At 70.1% G+C, this 18,568-nt stretch carries 12 protein-coding genes; 7 read left to right on the forward strand and 5 right to left on the reverse strand.

Features of this window, described 5'->3' with window-relative positions:
• Nucleotides 1-166 precede the first annotated feature (166 nt).
• The gene (locus tag CAP_RS23060; RefSeq protein WP_197041313.1) at nt 167-331 is read left to right on the forward strand and encodes a hypothetical protein; all 165 of its coding nucleotides are present in this window, start codon (nt 167-169) and stop codon (nt 329-331) included.
• Nucleotides 332-407: 76 nt separating this feature from the next.
• Here the strand turns inward: CAP_RS23060 and CAP_RS23065 are convergent, their stop codons facing one another.
• The 3 genes from CAP_RS23065 to CAP_RS23075 all read right to left on the reverse strand — a co-directional run bounded on the left by CAP_RS23065 (nt 408) and on the right by CAP_RS23075 (nt 3,305).
• The gene (locus tag CAP_RS23065) at nt 408-815 is read right to left on the reverse strand and encodes a hypothetical protein (protein ID WP_231511636.1); all 408 of its coding nucleotides are present in this window, start codon (nt 813-815) and stop codon (nt 408-410) included.
• 95 nt (nt 816-910) lie between these two features.
• Entirely contained in the window at nt 911-2,473 is a 1,563-nt protein-coding gene (gene hutH / locus CAP_RS23070) for a histidine ammonia-lyase (RefSeq protein WP_044244728.1), read from the reverse strand.
• 82 nt (nt 2,474-2,555) lie between these two features.
• Nucleotides 2,556-3,305 (reverse strand): hypothetical protein, encoded by a 750-nt coding sequence (locus CAP_RS23075; RefSeq protein WP_052375688.1) that lies wholly within the window; start codon nt 3,303-3,305, stop codon nt 2,556-2,558.
• Between the two features lie 465 nt (nt 3,306-3,770).
• Between CAP_RS23075 and CAP_RS23080 the strand changes: the two genes are divergently transcribed.
• From CAP_RS23080 to CAP_RS23095, 4 genes are all read left to right on the forward strand, one after another.
• Entirely contained in the window at nt 3,771-4,253 is a 483-nt protein-coding gene (locus CAP_RS23080; RefSeq protein WP_231511637.1) for a biotin/lipoyl-containing protein, read from the forward strand.
• Complete coding sequence (locus CAP_RS23085) at nt 4,253-5,251, forward strand: D-cysteine desulfhydrase family protein (protein WP_044244732.1); 999 nt, start codon at nt 4,253-4,255, stop codon at nt 5,249-5,251. Before CAP_RS23080 ends, CAP_RS23085 begins: the two co-directional genes overlap by 1 nt.
• A 78-nt stretch (nt 5,252-5,329) precedes the next feature.
• Nucleotides 5,330-7,480 (forward strand): flavin monoamine oxidase family protein, encoded by a 2,151-nt coding sequence (locus CAP_RS23090; RefSeq protein WP_044244733.1) that lies wholly within the window; start codon nt 5,330-5,332, stop codon nt 7,478-7,480.
• A 196-nt stretch (nt 7,481-7,676) separates the two neighbouring features.
• Nucleotides 7,677-11,900 carry a serine/threonine-protein kinase gene (locus CAP_RS23095; protein ID WP_156041062.1) on the forward strand — a complete coding sequence of 1,408 codons (4,224 nt, stop codon included), beginning with the start codon at nt 7,677-7,679 and terminating at the stop codon, nt 11,898-11,900.
• A gap of 88 nt (nt 11,901-11,988) precedes the next feature.
• Here the strand turns inward: CAP_RS23095 and CAP_RS23100 are convergent, their stop codons facing one another.
• A complete protein-coding gene (locus CAP_RS23100) occupies nt 11,989-13,383 on the reverse strand; it encodes a DUF6986 family protein (protein ID WP_081865180.1) in 1,395 nt (464 codons plus the stop codon).
• A gap of 317 nt (nt 13,384-13,700) precedes the next feature.
• Between CAP_RS23100 and CAP_RS23105 the strand changes: the two genes are divergently transcribed.
• Complete coding sequence (locus CAP_RS23105; protein WP_231511638.1) at nt 13,701-15,833, forward strand: alkaline phosphatase D family protein; 2,133 nt, start codon at nt 13,701-13,703, stop codon at nt 15,831-15,833.
• A gap of 41 nt (nt 15,834-15,874) precedes the next feature.
• Here the strand turns inward: CAP_RS23105 and CAP_RS23110 are convergent, their stop codons facing one another.
• Entirely contained in the window at nt 15,875-17,116 is a 1,242-nt protein-coding gene (locus CAP_RS23110) for a PQQ-binding-like beta-propeller repeat protein (protein WP_156041063.1), read from the reverse strand.
• A 98-nt stretch (nt 17,117-17,214) separates the two neighbouring features.
• Between CAP_RS23110 and CAP_RS23115 the strand changes: the two genes are divergently transcribed.
• Nucleotides 17,215-18,555, forward strand: a complete 1,341-nt coding sequence (locus CAP_RS23115) for a dicarboxylate/amino acid:cation symporter (protein WP_081865170.1) — start codon at nt 17,215-17,217, stop codon at nt 18,553-18,555.
• Nucleotides 18,556-18,568 lie beyond the last annotated feature (13 nt).

Genomic DNA, 18,568 nt, shown 5'->3' on the forward strand with positions numbered 1-18,568 from the left:
CGACATAGGGTCGCCTCACCGGGAGCCGCAAGTTTCCCTTTACCAAGCAAACCCTGAATTCCTTCCGTGCAGCTCCGTTCTGGACAAGACCGTGTCATCTCCGGTAAGAGGCGCGCGCCGAATGGATCTTGATATTGATTGTTTGCGAGAAGCCCGGGTCGAGAACGTGGAACGACTCGGCCGGTCCCTGGGGTTGAGGCTGCCGGACAAAACACACCACGACCGCCGGGCCTACGTCCGGGAGCTGGTGAAGGTGGTCATGCAGGGCCTCCGGCGGGACGCCCGCCAGCGCGGCGCCCGCCAGTACGAAGCCCAGGCGTTCTACCGCTGAGCTCCGGCGCGCGCTCCCTGACCGGGGACCTCGACCCCTCGACCCCTTCCCACTGAGCGACCCTGCGCGACGAGGCTCAGCGCTGGTCAGGCTTGCGGCGGACAGAAACGCGAGGCGCTGCCACGCGCTGCCGCGCCGCCTGAACGATCGGTGCTGCAGGCGTCAACGGGTCCACCAGCCCTGCCGCGCTGGCGAGCGCCTCCTCCAGGCAGCACTTCGCCGCTTCCCCCGCGGCCCTGTCGCGTCGAGACGCCTCCGCCAGATCGAGCGCGCGGCCCAGCTCCTGCCCGACCTTGCTGATCCGGGCGAGCTCACCCCGCCCAGCACCCCGCTCACGCGCAGCCGCGTACACGGCTCGCACCACCCCGAGCAGATCACGCACCTCGTCCAGCGGGAAGTCGCCCAGCGCCTGGCCTGCAGCTCCGGGAGCGCGAGGTTCTCGGGAGCCACCAGCACCACCGGACCCATGCACCGCCGTCGACACAGGCCCAAGGTACAGCGCTCGACCTCGGGAAGCATTGCCTACGTGTTCAGCAAGTTTCCATCAGTAGACAGCACTCTCTCCGCCGGCCTGCTCGCTCACTGAAGAGAACCCGTCACGGCTTCCACGGCCTGCAGCAACTCCCCGCCGCGGATCAGATCACTGACGAGGGCGATGTCCTTGTAGAGGGGCCGGTCCGTGGTGAGCTCTGGCACCACCTTCCGGATCGCCGCGTGGGCAGCGGCCACCCCCGCGGTCGGACGCAGCGGACGCCGCAGGTCCAGCCCTTGAGCCGCGCAGAGCAGCTCGATCGCGATGGACGAGCGCACATTGTCGATCACCTGCGAGAGCTTGCGGGCCGAGATGCTCCCCATGCTCACGTGATCCTCGCGGTTCGCGCTGGTCGGGATCGAGTCGACCGAAGCGGGGTGGCAGAGCACCTTGTTCTCGCTCACCAGCGCCGCGCTCGCGACCTGGGCGATCATGAAGCCCGAGTTCAGGCCACTCTGCGGCGCGAGAAACGACGGTAGCCCACACGAGAGCGACGGGTTGACGAGCTGCTCCACCCGGCGCTCGCTGATGTTCGCAAGCTCCGCCGCCGCGATCGCGGCGAGGTCGAGGGCGAGCGCCACCGGCTGCCCGTGAAAGTTCCCCCCCGACAGCAGATCGGCCGCACCTTCCCTCAGGAACACCGTGGGGTTGTCGGTCACGCTGTTGGCCTCGCGGTGGAGCACCTCGGTCGCCCACCCCAGCGCGTCCCGTGACGCGCCGTGGACCTGCGGCATGCACCGGAGCGAGTAGGCGTCCTGCACCCTGGAACAGTCGGCGTGGGCGGCCATGATCTCGCTCTCCGCGAGCAGCACCCGGAGGTTCCGCGCCACCGAGATCTGCCCAGGATGCGGGCGGACCTGCATCAGCCGATCGTCGAAGGGACGGCGTGACCCCATCAGCGCCTCCAGGCTCATCGCGCCCGCCACGTCGGCGAGCGCGCAGAGCGCTGCTGCATCGCGCAGTGCCAGCGCGCCGATGGCCGTCATGTACTGCGTGCCGTTGATCAGCGCGAGCCCCTCCTTCGCGACCAGGTCGACGGGCGCGAGACCTGCCCGCGCGAGCGCCTCGGCCGCCGGCAACAGCGTCCCCCCGTGCCGGGCCTCTCCCTCTCCGATCAGCGCCAGCGCCAGGTGCGCGAGGGGCGCCAGATCCCCCGAGGCGCCGACCGAGCCCTGGGCCGGAATCCGCGGACACACGTTGGACTCCAGCAATCCGACGAGCGCATCGAGCACGAGCGGGCGCACCCCGGAGTATCCCAGGGCAATCACCTGTGCCCGTAGCAGGATCATCGCCCGTACCTCGGCATCGCCGAGGTCGGGGCCGACGCCACAAGCGTGGCTGCGTACCAAGTTACGCTGGAGCGTGGCAATGTCGTGCAGGGCGATCCGCTTCTCGGCCAGGGCTCCAAAACCCGTGTTCACGCCGTAGACAGCCGGAGCGTCGTCGCCATCTGCCAGGATGTCGTCGATGGCCTGCCGCGAGGCTGCCGTGCGGGTACGAGCCTCATCGCAGACGGCGACGGGACGGCGACGGCGCGCCACATCCTCGATGTCGGTGAGGGTGAGAGGGCGGCCGAGGAGGACGGGTTGGGGGCTGTTGAGGGTCGGCACGGGGAGGGTATCTAGTATAGACCCCTCCGGTTTCGTACCCCGTTGCCGGATCCCCGAAGAAAGAGCCCGCCTCTCCCGTGCACTACATCTGATTCTCGTCGAGACGGCCCACCGCGACGGTGCGCTCCGACATGTTGTAGAAGACGGAGTAGGGCGAGAGGCTCCAGGTATGCCCCACGATGACGCCTGAATTGGCGTCCGCGTAGAACCGCATGGTGCCGCGTCCTGCACCCTTGTTCCAGGTGACCCCATCCGCCTGCAGCCGGCTGTCGCCCTCACCATGTCCCCGCTCCGTCGAGTCCATGATGGCGACCTCGTACTGCACCGTCCCGGAGACCATGGGGCTCGTCGACGCCCGCCACGACGGGTAATCCTCGACGATGGACAGGTGACCGCTGGCGCTGGTGCCCGTCGTGTAACGGATCGCAATGATGTCGCCAGGCTCCAGCTCCGCCAGTTGCTGGATCCGGGTGAATCCTCGCTGCGCGACGATGGTCTGGTAATACTTCAGCGCATTGGGGCTGGTGCTGCCCGTCCACACCCGGATGTCTTCCGGGCTGAGGTGGTAGGCGTGCTGGAGCAGTGCCGTCAGAAAGTTGCTGCAGAGTGTTCGGTTCTCATACTGCATGGACCCGCCGATGCCGGCCCATTTGATGAAGAAAGGACTCGTTCCGTAGTCGTTGTTGGAAGGGCCTACATTGTCGACCAGATCCTGGGCCCAGTCATAGAACAGAGCGGGCTGCGCTGAGGCTTCTTCCGCGAAGAACGTGAAGGAACCGGCCAGCGCCACGGACAGACAGATCTTCGACAAGCAGCGGGCGAGATGCGTCATGAGTGTCTTCCTCGATGCAATGGGTTCGTCGGGATGACATCGACCAATCCAGGCCCTCGCTGCGGGAACCATCGCGGAGCTGGCGGTAGTGCCATTGCACCAAGCCAGAGCGACTCGTTTACTTCAAGCAAATTCGCCGGAGCCGATTGAATGGCGAAAGAAGAGTGGGCTGGTGTCGCCTTCTGGCTCCCTTCATTGCCATTGGGCACACGAGGTGAGCCGATGGCGCAGGGTGACGCTCTGGTGACGCTCCATGGAGACCATCTCCACCCATGTACGTCTGTGCACCTCGCGCGTCCCCCCCCCCTCGGGTCGCCTCTCGCCGATGGGCGACGGACGTCCTCCCCGCGGCCCGAAAAACCATGGGCTCTCGTGGATTCCTGCAACGACGCTCCACTTTCTGACCGGGCTGCTCTATGAGGAGTCGTTCACCTGTCGGGAGACCACATGCGGTACTTCGTCACCTTGCCCTCCGGCCGAGAGATCCCCGTGGACGTGAGTCAGCTACCCTCGGGTCGGCTCCAGGCGGCGCTGGAGGGGCGCACCGTCGACGTGGACGCCTTCGGCAGTGGCACTGCGACGCACCTCCTGGTGGAAGGCCGCGGGGTCGACCTCTGGCTGGAGGGAACGCCTCCTCAGCTCGGGGTCGTGGCCTCCGGTCAGCGCTACCAGATCAAGGTGGAGAGCGAGCGGTCCCGCGACGCGATCGGCATCTCGAAGGCCCAGGGGCAGGGCGCGGGCCTGCTGCGGTCTCCCATGCCGGGCAGGGTCCTCAAGGTGCTCGTCCAGGAAGGCGATACGATCCGCGCAGGTCAACCGCTGGTGGTGGTCGAGGCGATGAAGATGGAGAACGAGCTCGCGGCCGAGCGTGACGGCGTGGTGAAGCAGATCTTCGTCTCCCCGGGGGCCACGGTGGAAGGGGGAGCTCGACTCCTCGAGGTGGACTGATGGTCCGCCGCATCAACCTCGCGCACCTGCCCACGCCCCTCCAGCGCCCCACGCGCCTCGCCGAGGCGCTCGGCGTGGACCTGTACGTCAAGCGCGACGACATGACCGGCGGCGCGGAGGCCGGCAACAAGATCCGCAAACTCGAGATCCTTCTCGCTGCCGCGCTCGCCGAGGGGGCCGACACCCTCATCACCTGCGGCGGCATCCAGTCCAACCATGCCCGCGCCACCGCGTTGCTCGGCGCCTCTCTCGGCCTGCGCTCGATCCTGGTCCTGCGCACGGCGGATCCTGCCGCTGGGGCTCCCCTCGCCGGCAACGTCCTCCTCGACCGCATGGCCGGAGCCGAGATCCGCCTGATCACCCCCGAGCAGTACCGCGATCGCGTCGCCCTCCTCGCCTCGGTCGCCGCCGAGGTCCGCGCTGCAGGCGGCAAACCCTACGTCATCCCCGAGGGAGGCTCGAACGGCCTCGGCGCGCTCGGCTATGTGCGGGCGATGGAGGAAGTCCGGCGCCAGCTCGACCTCGGCCTCGCCTCCGGCAAGCCCTTCGACGTCATCGTGCACGCCTGCGGCTCCGGCGGGACCGCCGCAGGCCTCGCCCTCGGGGCTGCTCACTACGAGGTCGCCGAGGAGGTCCGCACCATGGTCGTGTGCGACGACGCCCCGACCTTCGAGCGGATCATCGCCGGCATCGTCGACGAGGCCCGCGCGCTCGAACCAGCCCTCGGCAGCCCCGCGACGCTACGCGTCGACGAGCGGGCCCGCGGACCTGCGTACGCCGTGGCGACGCCCGAGCAGCGGCGCCGGATCGTGGAGGCCGCGCGCCTCGGAGGCCTCGCCCTCGATCCCGTCTACACCGGCAAAGCCTTCTCTGGCCTGTGGGAGATGGCCGAGCGTGGCGAGCTCGCCGGCAAGCGGGTGCTCTTCCTCCACACGGGTGGCCTCCCGGGCCTCCTCGTCCAGGCCGACGCCTTCGCAGGAGATCTCGCCACGGCGTGACATTGCGGCCGCGTCGCAGCCTCGGTACCGTCCTCAACATGCCAGCCATGTCGGTTTGGCGCGTACCCAGGGGGCATCATGCCGGGCTCTGACGCATTCACTGCCGACGTTCTCATCATCGGTGGCGGCCTCACCGGCCTCACTGCCGCTGCCGAGCTTCACCGCGCCAAGGTGAGCTTCGCGCTCCTCGAAGCCCACCCCGAGCGCATCGGCGGCCGCGTGAAGACCATGGCCCGCGCCGCGTGCGGACCAGGCTCCAAGGACTACCACTTCGACCAGGGCGCCCAGTACATCGGCCAGACCCAGACCGAGATCTGGCGCCTCGCGCAGGAGCACCTCCCCCACGCGGTCATCGACGGTTACACGGCCCGCAAGGGCTGGCCCGATCAGGTGACGGTGCTGAACGGCAAGCGGTACGTCAACGACAGCGAGAGCTGGCTGTTCGGCATCGGCGGCATACCGCCCGAGATGGGCCTCTGGACGGTGGTCGCGGTCCTCCTTCTCATCCAGGAGATCGAGGCCATCGAGCAGGCCGTCAACGTGGCCGAGCCCTGGTCCTCTGCGTTCGAGATCCTCCCGCTCGACCAGCTCACCGTGGCCCAGTGGTTCTCCCGCCCCTGGATCCCCCAGGAAGCTCGGGACCTGGTGACCATCTCCGTGCAGGCGCTCCTCTCCGCCGAGCCCACCGAGGTCTCCGCGCTCTACTTCTTCTGGTACTGCGCCTGCTCGGGCGGCTTCCTCCACCTCATCAACGACGGCCTGGGCGGCCCCCAGCAGTTCTATCTCTCCACCGGCGTCGGCGCGCTCCTCGACCGCATCGCCCGCCCCTTCCGCGACCGCATCCATCTCGGCAAGCCCGTCGAGCGCATCGCCCAGCGCAAGGCCTCGAAGGGCGCCCGCTACGTCGAGGTCACCCTGCAGGACGGCACCGTCTGGAAGGCCAGCAAGGTCATCGTCGCCATGTCGCCCTCCACTGCCGGGCGCATCTCCTACGACCCGCCCCTCGAACCGGCGCGCCAGCGGCTCTTCGAGTCCACCATGGGGCGCACCCTCAAGTGCCGCGTCTTCTACGACACTCCCTGGTGGCGCGACAGCAACGGCAACAAGTGCAGCGGCTATGCGGGGGCCGCGAACCACCCCGTGCTGTGGGTCATGGACGACTCGCCTCCTGGCCCGGACAACAGGGGCGTGTACGCCCTCATGACCTTCACCGTCGGCGCACAGGCCGATGGGCTCGGGCCGTTCCCCACGAAGGAAGCGATCACCCGCCACGTCACCGAGGCCCTCGCCTTCCTCTTCAACGACACGCGCGCCCTCTCCACCTCGCCCCACTTCATCGATCTCGCCGCGGCCACCTGGAACGCCGCGGAGAGCTGGGTCGGCGGCGGACCGAACATGCTCCTCGAACCAGGCATGCTCTCCGGCGCCGGGAACATCGCCCGCCTCCTCAACGAGCCCTGGGGAGGCGTCGTCTACTTCGCCTCCGCCGAGACCGCGCGCAAGCTCGCGCCCACCACCGCCCCCACCTACACCCCCTCGACGGACCCCACCCAGCCCGGCGTCTACTCCGACCACCGGCAGGGCCTCGGCTACCTCGACGGCGCCGTGATCTCGGGCCGCTACGTCGCCGCCCAGGTGCTCGGCAAGCTGCCCCGGCCTCCCCGCACCTCTCCGAAACCCCCGACCGCATCTCCACCCGTCTTCGAGCCGCCCGCCCTCACCCTGGACCAGGTGAAGCAGGCGCTGACCCTCCTCGCCGAGCAGCTCCACGCTGCCACCCGCATCGACGTGCAGGCCTGGGAGGCGAGCGCGGAGCCCTGGCGCAGGGACCCTGCCGCCCTGCAGATCTGGCTCGCTCAGGCGCTCGTCCAGGCGCTCGTCCAGACCGGATTGCTCTCCCCGCCACCGGACCCCATCACCCCGATCTGGGCGGCCGAGATGACCCAGGCCGCCATCGCGCTCGTGGGCTCCGGCCACGCCTTCTGCCAGCAGGACCTCGCCAGGAGCGCCCCGGCCGAGCGCGAGAAGCTCAAGGGCATCCAGGAGCTGACGAAGATCGTGGAAGCCCTCATGCGCGTCCTCTCCGTCCAGCCCTTCAGCGCCAGCCCCCCTGCCACGGCCCTCTTCCCACGCCCCTCGCCTCAACCCCCGCGCGCGCGTCCTGCTGCGCCTCCTGCCCCTCGACCGCGCCGGTTCACCTCTTTCCAGCGCATCCTCAGCCGCCCCTGATCCGCCCTGTCTACCGACGCAGCCGCCCCGTTCATCGACGCTGCCGTAAAGTTCTGGCTCGGACGCCTCGCTCATCGCCGCTTTCCGCCACGAAGCGCGCTTGTAGGGACGCTCCTGTCAGGGATATCGTCGATAGCTTCTTGCCCCGGGAGTGTGCGGCGCCATCATGACCGCTGGAGCGTGACGCTTGGACGAGGTGACCCCGCTGCCCCACGACCCGCGCTCTTCGAGCGATGGCGCCGCTGCGCGGCAGCGCACCCCACCCGAGCGCACCCTACCCTCGCAGGGCCAGCCACGCGCCGAGCCCACCCTCCGCGCCGCCCGTCCAGCCGCGGAGCCGGACGCCCCGACCGAATCGCGCCTCGGCTCGTCGACCCGCGCGGCCGACGCGCGCCGCCCGCGCCCCTCGCGATCGGGCCCCTCCGCGCGCCGCCTCGAACCTGGCGAGCAGATCGGCCACTACCGCATCGTCTCCAAGCTCGGTGAGGGCGGGATGGGCGTGGTCTACAAGGCCACCGACATCGATCGCAACGAGCTGGTCGCGCTGAAGACCTTGCACCGCGTCGACCCCGACAGCGTCTCCCGCCTCAAGAACGAGTTCCGCTCCTCCGTCGACATCGCGCACCGCAACCTCGTCGTGACCCACGAGCTGGTCGCCACGGACGACATGGTGTTCTTCACCATGGAGCTCCTCGACGGGGTGAGCTTCCTCGAACACGTGCGCGACGACGCGGCCATCCGCGTTGCCCGCACGGTGTCCATGAGTTCCATCCAGGCCACCGAAGCGGCGCAGATCACGACCAGCGTCACCTCCGAGCCTCCTCCTCGGCCAGGCGCCTCCCTGGCGCCTCCCGCGCTCTCCCCGAACCCCGCCGTTCCCCTGGTGCAAACCGAGCGCTTGCGCCTGGCGCTCAGGCAGCTCGCGGCAGGCGTGAACGCCCTCCACGCCGCTGGCAAGATCCACCGCGATCTCAAGCCCGGCAACGTCATCGTCACCCACACCGGCCGGGTGGTGATCCTCGACTTCAGCCTCGCCGCCAGCCTCTCCATGGCCGGCATGGCCGCGAACGACGTCACGGCGGGGACCCCGGCCTTCATGGCGCCGGAGCAGGTCCTCGGGCTGCCCGCCACCGCGGCCACCGACTGGTATGCGGTCGGGGTGATGCTCTATCAGGCGCTCACCGGGCGCCTTCCCTACGAGGGCTCGGTCGACCAGATCATCAAGGCCAAGCGCAAGGACAACCCCCCGCGCCACCCCTCGTCCCACGCTCCGGGAGTCCCCGCCGACCTCGGCGCGCTCTGCCTCGAGCTCCTCAGCTTCAACCCGGAGGCGCGCCCCACGGGCCCTGACATCGAAGCGCGCCTGCTCGCACAGGACCGCGACCTCGCGGTCTCCAGCTCCCGCTCTCCCGTCTCCAGCCGCAGGTTCGGTCCCCCGAGCTCCGCACCGATCCCCTCGCTCCGGACCACCTCCTCCAACCCCTCGATCAGCGCGAACCCCATCCCCTCCGCGACGCCCTCCTCTCCCACGAGCGCGCGCTCCTCCGTCGGCCCTCGCAGCTTCAGCCCCCCCTTCATCGGCCGCGAGACACACCTCGCCGCGCTCGAAGCCGCCTACCAGGCCCTCCGCGACGGCAGCGCTGCCACCGTCTACCTGCACGGCCGCTCCGGCATGGGCAAGAGTGCCCTCGTGCGCAGCTTCCTCGCCGACGTCCGCCAGCGCGGCGGCGCCCTCGTGCTCGAAGGCCGCTGCTACGAGCGCGAGAACGTCCCCTACAAGGCCTTCGACAGCCTCGCCGACGCCATCGCCCGTCACCTCCAGAAGCTCCAGCCCGAGCAGGTGGCCCAGCTCCTCCCCGAGGGCGCCCTCGACCTCGCGCGCCTCTTCCCGGTGCTCCAGTCTGTCGAGTCCATTGGCGCCACGCAGCCCGAGCCAGAGGCCGACATCGATCTCCTCGAACGCCGTCGCCACGCCTTCCGCGCCCTCAAGGCGCTCCTCCGGCGCATGGGCCGCGCGCGTCCCCTCATCCTCTGGATCGACGACCTCCAGTGGGGTGACCGCGACAGTGCCCACCTCCTCACCGAGCTGTTCGCGCCGCCGGACGCCCCGCTCCTCCTTTTCCTGGGCACCTACCGCACCGAGGAAGAAGAGACGAGCCCCCTCCTGCGCGAGCTGTTCCAGGCGGAGGTGCCCTCCCTGGAAGCGCTGATCCTCGACGTGGGCCCGCTCGAACACCGCGACGCGTCCCGCCTCGCGCGCGCCATGCTCGGCGAGGAGGGCGCCGAGCCGAGCCAACGAGCGGCCCGCATCGCCGACGAATCCGAAGGGTGCCCCCTCTTCGTCGAGGAGCTGGTCCGTTACCTCCACACGGGCGGTGATGGTCGGAGCGCCGATCTCGACGCCTCGTCACCCGACGATCCCGCGGAGCCCCCCGACCTCATCGTCTCGCTCGAGGCCCTCCTCGCCACGCGCATCACCGAGCTTCCCGACGATGCCCGCGCTTTGCTCGAGGTGATCGCCCTCGCCGGCCGCCCCATCCGCCAGGGCATCGCCGCCGAGGCCATGGGAGGTGGCCCCTCCTCCCGCGCCGCCCTCGCCCTCCTGCGCGGCAGGCACCTGGTGCGCACGCGCGGCTCCCGCGATCGCGACGCCGTCGAGGTCTACCACGACCGCATCCGCGACGCGGTGAGCTCCCGCCTCGAACCCGCGGCGCGGGCGCGGCTCCACCTCCGCCTGGCCCGCGCCCTCGAAGCGGGCGGCGCCGCCGAGCCCGAGCAGCTCGCGCTCCACTTCCGCGGCGGCGGTGACCTCGCCAGGGCCGCCGAGTATGCCGAGCACGCGGCCGAGCGCGCCGCCGCCGCGCTCGCCTTCGATCGCGCTGCCGACTTCTACCAGATCGCCGTGGCGTGCCACGCCGAGCTCGACGCCCTCCCTACCCACATCGCCCCGCTCCAGGGCCGCCTCGCCGACGCCCTCGCCAACGCCGGGCGCGGCGCCGAGGCAGCCCCCATCTACCTCGCCGCCGCCGAGAGCTTGCCAAAGCTCCAGGCCCTCCGCCTCCGGGGCCGCGCCGCCGAGCAGCTCCTCGGCAGCGGCCGCATCGGCGAGGGCGTCACCGTGCTCGCCCCCGCGCTCCGCGCCGTCGGCCTCTCGTACCCCGCGAGCCCCGGCCGCGCCCTCCTCCTCGTCATCGGCCGCATGCTCCGCATCTCCTTGCGCGGCCGCCGCTACCGCGAGCGCGACGAGAGCGCCCTCTCTCCCGAGGACCTCCTGCGCCTCGATGTCTGCTGGTGGGCGGCCAAGGGCCTGCTCTCGTTCGACTCCATCCGCGCCGCCGCCTTCCTGCTCAAGTACGTCCTCCTCGCTCTCCAGGCCGGAGAGCCGCGCCACATCGCCCGCGCCCTCGTCTTCTTCGGCATGCTCACCGTCTACGAGGGCACCCGCCGCGGCATCCGCAAGGGCAACCTGCTCATGGCCGAAGCCGAGCGCATCGCCGAGCGCTTCGCGAGCCCCTACCTCGACGGCGTCATCCTCGGCTGCAAGGGCATCGCCGCCGTCAGCGCCGGCAACTTCCACGAAGGCATCTCTCACCTCGCCGCCGGCAGCGAGATCCTCAAGAGCCGCTGCAGCGCCGTCCGCTGGGAGGTCAGCACCTGCGCCTCCGGCTCCTGCAGCGCCCTCATCTGGCTCGGCGAGTTCCGCGAGCTCGGCCGCATCGCCAACGCCTCTCTCCGCGACGCCGAGCAGATCGGCGACATCTTCAGCATCGTCGAGTTCCAGCTCTTCTGCGCCACCGTCGACCTCGCCTCGGGCGACATCCCGGCAGCCCGGGCCCGCGCCGCGGAGGCCATGTCGCGCTGGTACGCCCAGGCCTTCACCTACCAGCACTGGTTCGCCCTCAAGGTCGAGGTCTGGTGCGACCTCCACGACGGCGACGTCGACGCCGCCAGCCGCCGCCTCGACGCTGCCTGGAGCACCCTTGAAGCTTCCAAGCTCCTCCGCGTCCGCCTCTTCGCCCTCGACGCCCACTTCCTCCGCGGCACCGTCGCCCTCGCCGGCGCCGCCGCCGACATCGCAGCCGGCCGCCCCGCGCGCCGCAACCTCCGCGCCGTCCAGCGCGACGCCCGCTTCCTCATCGACCTCGACTTCGGCGAGTGCAGCGGCCTCGGCGATCTCCTCCTCGCCGGCGCCCTCGCCCTCTCTGGCGACACCTCCGCCGCCATCTCCCACCTCGACGTGGCCATCAGGCGCCTCGACGCGGCCGGCATGTACCTGCACGTCGCCTGCGCACGTCTCCGCAAGGGGCACCTCCTCGGCGGCAAAGAAGGCCGCGCCCTCGTCGTGAAGGCCGAGGGCGCCATGCGCGACGAAGGCATCGCCAACCCCCCCGCCTGGCGCCGCCTCTACGCCCCTGGGTGACGACAACCAGCGACCTGGCCGCGCCCCATGGCGCCGCGCCCCCACGGCCGCCGCCGCTCCGCGCGAAGGACCGGCACCCCTCCGGCACTCACCTGCGCGCCCCGACGATCCGCGCGAAGGACTGGCTCCGCAGCTCCTCTGGCGTCAGCGTCGACCACCGCAGCGCCTCCGCTTCCGTGAACGCGCCCGCGGCCACGCCCCGCAAGAAGAAACCCAGGAGCCCCTGCCCGGTCGCCGCGTCATCGAAGACCACACCTACCCGCGTCGCCTGCGCCGCCCGATCGAGGAAGTTCCTCAGCCGCTCCCCCGCAGCCGGCACCCCCTCCAGGTAGAACGCATAGACCGCCCCGTAGCGCGCCGGGAGCTGGGCCGGGTGCAGATCCCACCCCTGGGTGATGCCCTGCGTGAGCGCCCTCCGCACCTGCCCCGCGTGCAGCCGCCACGCTCCGTGCACCGCCCCACGGTTCTCCTCCACCTGCGCCTCCGTCAGCGTCGCCCCCTCTGTCACCGCCCCCGCCGCCGCTCCCGCCGCCGCCCCGCCCACCCGGTGCACTGGTACCGGGAGCACGTTCGTCGGCCCATCCGACAACCGGATTCCTGTCCCCGCCAGCGCCACCTGCAGGAGCTCCCGCGCCGCCTCGCACGCCGGATGATCCAGCCGCTGGTGCGCCGCCATGATCCCCAGGCTCGCGGTGTAATCGTACGGCCCGAAGTGCACCGCCGCGCACCGGCCCCGCCCTGCCGCGCACAGCCTCCTCGCGGCCAGTGAGCCGTCGGGCCCCACCACGGCTTCCGGCGTCTCCACCATGATCTCCAGCCCCACCGCGCCTGCCTGGAGCCCCAGACCGCGCTCCAGCGCCTCCAGCGCGTCGACCAGCGCCTCCACCTGCCCCGGCGCGCTCACCTTCGGCAGCGTCACCACGAAGCCCATGGGCAGCGCCCCGGAGGTGGCCTCCACCAGCGTCGACAGGAACAGGTCCAGCGTCCGCAGGCTCCGCCCGCACAGCTCGGGGGTCAGCGCTTTCACCCGGATCCCCAGCATCGGTGGCAGGCTCCCGAGCCCGAGCCCACGCGCCACCTCCCGCGCTGCGGCCTCCGCGTGCCCGTCTTCTTCTCCCTCCGACCGCACGCCGTAGCCGTCCTCGAAATCGATCCGGAGATCCTCCACCGGCTCCCGCCGCAGCTTCTCCAGCACCTGCCGATACACCGCCGTCGCGAACGCCTCGTCGTCTCCTCCTGGGAACCCCAGCGCCCCTGCGAACGCGCTGGCGTCGGGCGCGTACGCCTCCAGCGCCCGCAGCGCGAGCCCCCCGAGCTTCTGCGCTGCATCGGCCCGGAAGAGGTGCGCCCCTCCGTACACCGTGTGCACCGGCGCCCGCCCATGCGTCATCACGTCCGCCGCCCCACCGGAACCCGGGCCACCCCCCGGAGCCTCCAGCCGGGTTTGCAGCGACACAACCAACTCCGCAGGCAGCGTGCTCATCGTGATCTCCTCGAGCGGATTGCGGCGTGCGCGCAGTGCGTCATCCCCAGATTCCACCGCTTCGAAAGCCAGCACATGCAGGGCTCGAAGGTGCCGTCAAGCATCTGTGCCTCCTCCTTGCCATCCGGTTGCCTGCGCAGGTCCCAGGGTGTTATCGCTGCGAGCTGAGGTAGACCCGGATGGCAACGAAACCGACGATGCGACGCAGAGACTTCCTTCGAGCAACCCTGGTGACGGTCGGCGCCGTCCTGGCACCCGCGGCCTGCGATGACGGTGAGACCATTGGAGGCGAATGTCCGGTCGCGGAGGACAGCTCCGTGGTCTTCCCGCAGTCCGTCGCTTCCGGCGATCCTCGCCCTGACAGCGTGATCCTCTGGACCCGCCTCGCAGACGCCGCCGCGAGCGGGGACCTTGAGGTCCACCTGCAGGTCGCCCTCGACGAGGAGTTCACCCAGTTGATGAACGTGACCGTCGAATCGGAACGGCGCGCCATCTCCGACGAGGCAGGCAGCTCCTTCGCGCTGCTCACGGCCAAGGAGCGTTACGGCCATTGCGTGAAGGTGAAGCTCGCCGGCCTCGCCCCCGCCACGACCTACTACTATCGCTTCTATTACAACGGCGGCGGCACCTGCTACGTCTCCCGCACCGGCCGCACCAAGACGGCCCCCGACGAGAGCGCCGACGTCCCGGTCCGCTTCGCGTACATCTCCTGTCAGGATTACATCCACCGCTTCTACAACACCCACCTCGCCCTGGCGCAGGAGGACCTCGACTTCTTCGTCGTCCTTGGCGATTACGTCTACGAGACCACGGGTGACCCCAGCTTCCAGGGGTCGGCGTCCGAAGGGGAAGAGGTGAGCGAAGATCTCAAAAACCGCGTGGTCAAGTTCTCCGACGAGTCCGTTGCCATCCAGCTCGGCTCGGGCGACACGATTTTTTATGCCGCGCGCTCGCTCGGCAACTACCGCGACCTCTACCGCACGTACCGCTCCGACCGCGGCCTCCAGGCCCTCCACGAGCGCTTCCCCGTGGTGGCCATCTGGGACGACCACGAGTACTCCAACGATTGCTTCGGGGCCACCGCTGCCTATTTCGACGGCGCCGCCGACGAGCTGGACGTCACCCGGCGCAAGGCGGCGAACCAGGCCTGGTTCGAGTACATGCCCGTCGATTACGCCGCCGGCGACGACTTCGAGTACGACGCCGCCGTCGAGTACCTCAAGGACATCACCATCTACCGCGACTTTCGCTTCGGCAAGCACCTCCACCTCGTGCTCACCGACCTCCGCTCCTACCGCGACGACCACCTCATCCCCGAGAATGGCTTCCCCGGTGCCGTCGTCACGACGCAGGAGCAGCTCATCGCGCAGCTCGGTGTCGTGCCCGACGCCGCCGGGTTCTACGTGCCCATCGACACGTACCAGACCGGCACCTACCAGACCAAGCTCCGCGAAGCCGCCACCACCGAGGGGTATGACCCGGCGCTCATCACCGGGAACATCAGCGTCTCCTACATCAATGGCATCATCGCCAAGCTCAATGCCGCCGGCGACGCGACGCCCCTCATCGACACCACCGATCCCACCGGTCTCAAGCGGGGTATCGCCTTCGTCGACCTCGCCAAGTTCGGGCTGAACACCTCCATCGGCTCGCGCTACCTCGTCGACCAGGACGCCTTCGACGCCATGGCCCGCGTCACCTGGAGCGCTTCCATGGGCGAGAACGAGAAGGTCATGGGCAGCGAGCAGGAGGAGTGGTTCCTCGACACCATGCAGAAATCGGATCGCACCTGGAAGGTGTGGGGCAACGAGTATTGCCTCGTGCAGCTCGCCGTCAACCTCATTGGCCTGCCCATCCCCGAGTCCTTTCAGCGCCGGTTCTACATGAACGTCGACGCCTGGGATGGCTTCCCCAACCGCAGGAGCGCCTTGATCGAGCGCATCGGCGCCCTGAGCAACGTCGTCGCCGTCACCGGCGACATCCATGCCTTCTACGCCGGCTTCCCCAGCGCCCTGAGCGACCCCTCCCGGCGGATCGTGGAGTTCGTCGGCTCCTCCATGGCCTCGAAGACCTTCAAGCAGGAGCTCCTCTCTCAGATCAAAGCCGATCCCATCCTCAGCGCGATCCCCACCGCCTCCCTGCTCGCGGAGGCCGTCGACTCCTACCTGCTGAGCACGACCACCGTCCCGAACCCCTACCTCGCCTACGCCAACAGCAGCGACAACGGCTTCTGTGTCGCCGAGGTCACTGCCGACGAGTTCATGGTGACCATGCACCAGATCCCTGCCGCCGAGGTCGCCAACAACTACACCGGCCGCGAAGCTGAGCTCCTCGGTCTCGTGAAGAAGGTCCAGCTCAAGACCGTGGCCGGCACCAAGGATCTCCAGATGTTCGACGACGCCTCGAAGACCTGGAAGCTCTGGGACGAGACCACACGCACCTGGGTCTAACGCCCTCCGCGCGGCGGGGGCGCGTACCCCCGCCGCTTGCCTCAATCTCCCAGCATCACCAGCGTCCCGTCCCGGCATGCCACCAGCATGCGCCGCGCGCCTCCTGGCAGTACGGCCACTGGAGACGCACATACCCGCTCTGTCGCCAGCGCCAGCGAGCCATCCGGCTGCACCACGCCCGCCCGACCCCCGGCCCGCGCGAACGCCACCCGCCCCTCGCCATCCAGCACCACCGGCGGGCTCGGTTTCACGTCCTGGAGCACTCCCAGCAGCCCCAGCGTCGCCGCTCCAGCGCCCGCATCAGGCGGGATGGAGACCGGCGGCGCCCTGTCCACGGCCACCCGCAGCGACTCGCCTCCTGCCGCGTCGACCCCCACCAGCACCCCTGCCGCCGTTCCGGTCACGGCCACGCCCTTGGCGCCCACCGCAGGCGGCGCGTCGAACGCTCCCATCCCTGACGCCCCGCTCGCGCGCGTGCTCGCCAGCCCCGTCCGCAGGTCCAGCCCCATCAGCCGCCGCCCATCCACCACGGCCAGGAGCGTCCGCGCATCGGCCAGCACGGCCCCGCGCCTCGGCGCGCCCCCGAACGACCCCACCCTCCGTGGCGCCCCAGGCGGGTGCCACGCCAGCACCTCCCCCGACTCCGTGGTCACCAGCGAGCCCTCGGGCCCCCGCAGCACGGCCCCCACCACGCGCTCTCCCACCTCGGCCCGCGCCCGCACCCCACCTCCCCCCGAGATCTCCACCAGCGATCGCCCAGCCGCGATGACCACCGCGCCATCATCGAGCGCGAGCGGCGTCACGTCCGCGTCTCGCCCCCGCACCCCGAGCGTCGTCGTGAATTGGGTGGTCCCCGCAGGCCCGAGGCCCCACGCCACCCCGGCCGAGGTCACCAGCACCAGCGTCCCATCGCTGGTCAGCACCGCGGGCGCGAGCGGCGCGTTGCTACCGATCCGCACCCGCCACACTTCCTTGCCGTCCGCGCCGAGCTTCACCACCTCCGGCACGGTCAAGGTCACCACCACGTTTCCTTGCGCGTCCACCAGCGGCGACGCGTCGATCCCTCCGCTGATGTGCCGCCGCCACAGCTCCTTCGGGGCCTCCGGCAAGGGAGACCTCGACATCCCCCGCCGCTGACCATCCAGCCTGTCGCTCGCCGCGAACCCGCGCGGCTCTCCCACCACGATCATCGCCGGCCGGCTCGTGTCCACATCCTCGGCCAGCGCCAGCGTCCCTGCAGTGGGCAGCGCCGCAGCAGCCACCACGAGGAGCGCGCGACGCACGACCCGACCACCCGACCACCCCGCAGAGGCTCTCCCAAAACGCCGCGCCATAAGCCGCGAGCTTCGCACGGATTTCCCGGCTCAGGTAAGGTCGCTCCATGTCACCGCAGCTGAAGATGCTCCTCGGGATAGGCGTTGGTGCGGCTGCGGGCCTCGCCGCCAATGGCCTCGCCGCGGGCGCCCCCTGGCTGAACTGGGTCATCGACCACCTCACCTATCCGGCCGGCCAGATCTTCCTCCGGCTGCTCTTCATGCTGGTCATCCCCATGCTCTTCTCGGCGCTGGTGATGGGCATCAGCGAGATCGACCTGCGCCACCTCGGCCGCCTCGGCGCCCGCACCCTCGGCTACACCGTCGTCATCTCCACCATCGCCGTCCTCATCGGCCTCTTCCTCGTCAACGTCCTCCAGCCTGGCGAGGGCCTCCCCGATGCCCTCCGCGACGCTGCCCGTGGCGGCGCAGTCACCGCGGCTGCTGCGCCCGCCGACGCCTCCCCCGTGGCGCTCATCATCGGCATGTTTCCCGACAACGTGATCAAGGCCGCGGCGAGCGGCGACATGCTCGCGCTCATCACGTTCTCCCTGTTCTTCGGCGTCGGCCTCACCCTCACCCGCACCGAGGCCGCCGCCCGGCTCCGCGAGACCATCCAGGGCCTCTACGACGTCACCACCCGCCTCATCGACGCGGTGATCAGCCTCGCCCCCATCGGCGTCGCCGCCCTCCTCTTCACGATGACCTCGCGCCTCGGCGTGCACATCCTCGTCCAGCTCGCCGCCTACGTGGGCACCGTGCTCCTCGGCCTCGGCGTGCACATGTTCGTCGTCTACTCCCTCTCCGTCCGCTTCTTCGGCGGCATGTCGCCCATCGCCTTCTTCCGCGGCTGCCGCGTCGCGATCCTCACCGCCTTCTCCACCGCGTCTTCCAGCGCCACCCTCCCCACGGCCCTGCGCGTCGCCGAGGAAGAACTCCACCTCCCTCCCCACGTCTCCCGCTTCGTCCTCACCGCGGGCTCGGCCATGAACCAGAACGGCACGGCCCTCTTCGAGGGCATCACCGTGCTCTTCCTCGCCCAGCTCTACGGCGTCCACCTTCCCCTCTCGAAGCAGGCCATCGTGATGCTCATCTGCATCCTCGGCGGCATCGGCACGGCGGGCATGCCGGGCGGCTCTCTCCCCGTGGTCGCGATGATCCTCGGCATGTTCAACATCCCCGTCGAAGGCCTGGGCCTCATCCTCGGCGTGGACCGCTTCCTGGACATGTGCCGTACCGTGCTCAACGTGACCGGCGACCTCGCCGCCGCCGTCTACGTCTCCCGCGGCGAACCCCACCTCTCGGGCCAGGCCGACGACACGCAGGGGGCAGCCGCGGAGGGCAGGGAGGAACAGGACAAGGGTGAGCGTGCGCCATCGGGAGAAGATGGCGGGAAGCGCGACGCGTAGCCGCGTGTCGCCC

It is taken from the genome of Chondromyces apiculatus DSM 436 (assembly GCF_000601485.1).
GTDB lineage: Bacteria > Myxococcota_A > Polyangia > Polyangiales > Polyangiaceae > Chondromyces > Chondromyces apiculatus.

Coding starts and splice junctions, on each gene's coding strand:
- CAP_RS23075 (WP_052375688.1), bottom strand. CDS start 3,305: ATGACGCATCTCGCCCGCTGCTTGTCGAAGATCTGTCTGTCCGTGGCG.
- CAP_RS23100 (WP_081865180.1), bottom strand. CDS start 13,383: ATGAGCACGCTGCCTGCGGAGTTGGTTGTGTCGCTGCAAACCCGGCTG.
- CAP_RS23085 (WP_044244732.1), top strand. CDS start 4,253: ATGGTCCGCCGCATCAACCTCGCGCACCTGCCCACGCCCCTCCAGCGC.
- CAP_RS23115 (WP_081865170.1), top strand. CDS start 17,215: ATGTCACCGCAGCTGAAGATGCTCCTCGGGATAGGCGTTGGTGCGGCT.
- CAP_RS23090 (WP_044244733.1), top strand. CDS start 5,330: ATGCCGGGCTCTGACGCATTCACTGCCGACGTTCTCATCATCGGTGGC.